Here is a 3,538-nt window from a genome sequence, read left to right on the forward strand (position 1 = left end):
GCCGTGTCAGAGCAGCGAGAGCTGCACCGGCCCCTCGGTCTCCGCGGCGGTCCGCGGGGAGGGGATGCGGCGGCGGGCCGCGCCGCCCTCGGGGCCGATGCCGTACTCGCGGGCCAGTTCGTGCACCTGGCGGGTGATCTGCCGCTGGTACCAGGTCGGCGCGTAGGCCCCGCCCGCGTACATCCGCTCGTACCGCGCGACCAGCCCCGGGTGGTGCTCGGCCAGCCAGGCCATGTACCACTCGCGCGCCCCCGGCCGCAGGTGCAGGACCAGAGGGGTCACCGAGGTCGCGCCGGCCTCGGCGATCGCCCGGACGGTGGCGCGGAGCTGTTCGGGCCGGTCGCCGAGGAAGGGGATCACCGGCGCCATGAGGACCCCGCACCCGATGCCGCGCCCGGCGAGGGTGCGGACCACGTCCAGTCGGCGCTCCGGTGCGGGAGTGCCCGGTTCGACCGTGCGCCACAGGTCCCGGTCGACGAAGCCGACCGAGACGTTGACGCCCACGTCGGTCACCTCGGCGGCCTGCTCCAGGAGGGCGAGGTCGCGCAGGATCAGGGTGCCCTTGGTGAGGATGGAGAACGGGTTGGCGTGGTCGCGCAGCGCGGCGATGATCCCCGGCATCAGCCGGTAGCGCCCTTCGGCCCGCTGGTAGCAGTCCACGTTGGTGCCCATGGCGATGTGCTCGCCGTGCCAGGCCCGCGACGCCAGTTTGGCGCGCAGCAGTTCGGGGGCGTTCAGCTTCACCACGATCTGCGAGTCGAACCCCAGGCCGGTGTCCAGGTCCAGGTAGCCGTGGGTCTTGCGGGCGAAGCAGTAGACGCACGCGTGCGAGCAGCCGCGGTAGGGGTTGACCGTCCATTCGAACGGCATCCGGGAGGCGCCCGGTACCCGGTTGACGATGGAGCGCGCCCGGATCTCGTGGAAGGTGATGCCGCGGAATTCGGGGGTGTCGAAGGTGCGGGTGGTCACCGAGTCCGCCCCGAACAGGGCGGGGTCCCTCTGCTCGGACTCCGGCGTGAGGTTCTCCCAGCGCATTGCAGGCCTCGCTTGTCGGTCGTTTCGGACAGCGATAATAGAACACGTGTTCCCTTGATCGTGCGAACGGCACCTCGCGGCCCCGCCGGGCCGTCGATTTGGCGGGGGTGGGCCGGGGTGGTTTGCTGGCGCCGGATCGGCTGGACCCAAGAGCTGGAGGAAGCAATGGCGCAGGTGGAGGCCACGACCGAGCGGGTCGTCGCGGCGAACGCGCAGCAGGTGTACGCCGCCCTGGCGGACTACGAGGGCACCCGGGCGAAGCTGCTGCCCGAGCAGTTCAGCGAGTACGAGGTGCGGGAGGGCGGCAAGGGGGCGGGCACCCTGGTCCACTGGAGGCTTCAGGCGACCGAGAAGCGGGTGCGGGACTGCCTGCTGGAGGTGACCGAGCCCTCCTCCGGGGAGCTCCGGGAGCAGGACCGCAACTCCTCCATGGTCACCACCTGGCGGGTCACTCCGGCCGGCGAGGGCAGGTCGCGGGTCGTCGTCACCGCCGTCTGGAACGGTGCCGGCGGGATCGGCGGCTTCTTCGAGAGGACCTTCGCGCCCAAGGGCCTGGCCCGGATCCACGACGCCGTGCTGGCGCGGCTGGCCTCCGAGGTCGAGTGACGCGGGCCCCCGCACCCCGGGGGTGACGGCCCGGCCGGAGGGATCCCCGGCCGGGTCGGAGGGGCTCCTGAGGAGGGCCGGAAGAGCTCCTGGGGCGGGCCGGAGGGTCAACACCCCACCGTCGCAACCCTGTTGGTCTCACCGTTTCGAGTGACTTGCGTAACCGGAATCCTTTGCTGCCGTTCGCCTGGTGACGTGTGACGAACGGGAGGGCGCAAGTGGGCGTGACGGGCGGGACCGCTCTGCTGCGGGACGAGACCGGGGGACCGCCGACGCCGGAGGACGCGGACACCGTTCCCCTCCCCGCGGTGCGGGACCCCGCCGGGACGGGCCCGCGGCTGACCCCGCGCGGCGTCCGGCTGGTCTTCGCGGGGCTGATGCTCGCGCTGCTGCTCGCGGCGCTCGAGCAGATGATCGTCGCCACCGCGCTGCCACGGATCGTCGGCGACCTTCAGGGCATGGACAAGATGTCCTGGGCGATCACGTCCTACCTGCTGACCTCCACCGTGGTGCTGCCGGTCTACGGCAAGCTCGGCGACCTCTTCGGCCGCAAGGGCGTCTTCCTCTTCGCGATCGTGGTCTTCGTCGTGGGCTCCGCGGCCTGCGGGCGGGCGGAGACGATGGACCAGCTGATCGCGTTCCGCGCGGTGCAGGGGATCGGCGCGGGCGGCCTGATGATCGGCGTGCAGGCGATCATCGCGGACATCGTGCCGTCGCGCGAGCGCGGCCGCTACATGGGCCTGATCGGCGCCGCCTTCGGCCTGGCGTCGGTGGCCGGACCGCTGCTCGGCGGGTACTTCACCGACCACGTCTCGTGGCGCTGGTGCTTCTACTTCAACGTCCCGTTCGGCCTGATCACCCTGGTCGTCGTCGCCTTCGTGCTCAAGCTGCCCAAGCCCGCCGTCCGGCCCCGGCTGGACGTCCTCGGCACCGTGCTGCTGGCCACCGCCTCGACCTGTCTGGTGCTGCTGACCAGCTGGGGCGGCACCGAGTACGCCTGGGGCTCCCGCGAGATCCTCGGCCTGGCCGCGGGCGCCGTGCTCTCCTCGGCGCTCTTCGTGGTGGCCGAGCGGTTCGCGGCCGAACCCCTCATCCCGCTGCGGCTGTTCCGGGACTCCGTCTTCAACGTCACCGCCCTGGCCGGCATGGTGGTCGGCATCGCCCTGTTCGGCGCGGCGAGCTACCTGCCCAGCTACCTCCAGATGGTCGACGGGGCCACCGCCACCGAGTCCGGCCTGCTGATGCTGCCCATGATGGGCGGGGTGGTGGGCGCCTCCGTCGTCTCGGGGCAGCTGATCAGCCGCACCGGCCGCTACCGGATCTACCCGATCCTCGGCGGCCTCCTCTCCGCCGTCGGTATGTGGCTGCTGTCGTTCCTGGACACCGGCACCGGGCGGATCACCTACAGCGTCTGGATGTTCGTGCTGGGGACGGGCATCGGCCTGGTGATGCCCGTCCTGGTGCTCGCCGTGCAGAACTCGGTGCGCCCCCGCGACCTGGGCACCGCCACCAGCGCCAACAACTACTTCCGGCAGATCGGCGGCAGCGTCGGCGCCGCCGTCTTCGGAACCCTCTTCGCCGACCGGTTCACCGAGGCCCTCGCCGAGCGCCTGCCCGGGCTTCCCGGAGGCGCGGCCGCGGCGCCGCACACCGCGTCCGTGAGCCCGGAGATGGTCCACGCGCTGCCCGCGCCCCAGCGCGACGCCTACATCGCGGCCTACGCGGAGGCCATGCCGCGCATCTTCCTCTACCTGGTGCCGGTCCTCGTGCTCGGCCTGATCATCGCCTTCTTCCTCAAGGAGAAACCGCTGGTGTCCCACAACGCCCCCGATGCCGACGAGTCCCAGCCCGCGGCCGCCCCGGCCGCCGCCGTTGCCTACGCGGCCTCCGCGCCGCT

3 protein-coding genes are annotated in these 3,538 nt (G+C 72.0%); 2 read left to right on the top strand and 1 reads right to left on the bottom strand.

Annotation, left to right across the window (positions count from 1 at the left end; genetic code table 11):
* Window positions 1-6: 6 nt before the first annotated feature.
* Window positions 7-1,035 carry an Rv2578c family radical SAM protein gene (locus HW445_RS22735; RefSeq protein WP_180222821.1) on the bottom strand — a complete coding sequence of 343 codons (1,029 nt, stop codon included), beginning with the start codon at window positions 1,033-1,035 and terminating at the stop codon, window positions 7-9.
* A gap of 165 nt (window positions 1,036-1,200) precedes the next feature.
* On the opposite strand from HW445_RS22735, the gene HW445_RS22740 reads away from it, so the two are divergent.
* The gene (locus HW445_RS22740) at window positions 1,201-1,641 is read left to right on the top strand and encodes an SRPBCC family protein (protein ID WP_180222822.1); all 441 of its coding nucleotides are present in this window, start codon (window positions 1,201-1,203) and stop codon (window positions 1,639-1,641) included.
* 224 nt (window positions 1,642-1,865) lie between these two features.
* Window positions 1,866-3,538, top strand: a 1,673-nt coding sequence (locus tag HW445_RS22745; protein WP_180222823.1) for an MDR family MFS transporter, incomplete at its 3' end; no start/stop codon positions are given.

Origin of the sequence: Streptomyces sp. UH6 (genome assembly GCF_013421635.1) — a bacterium.
Lineage (GTDB): Bacteria > Actinomycetota > Actinomycetes > Streptomycetales > Streptomycetaceae > Streptomyces > Streptomyces abyssomicinicus.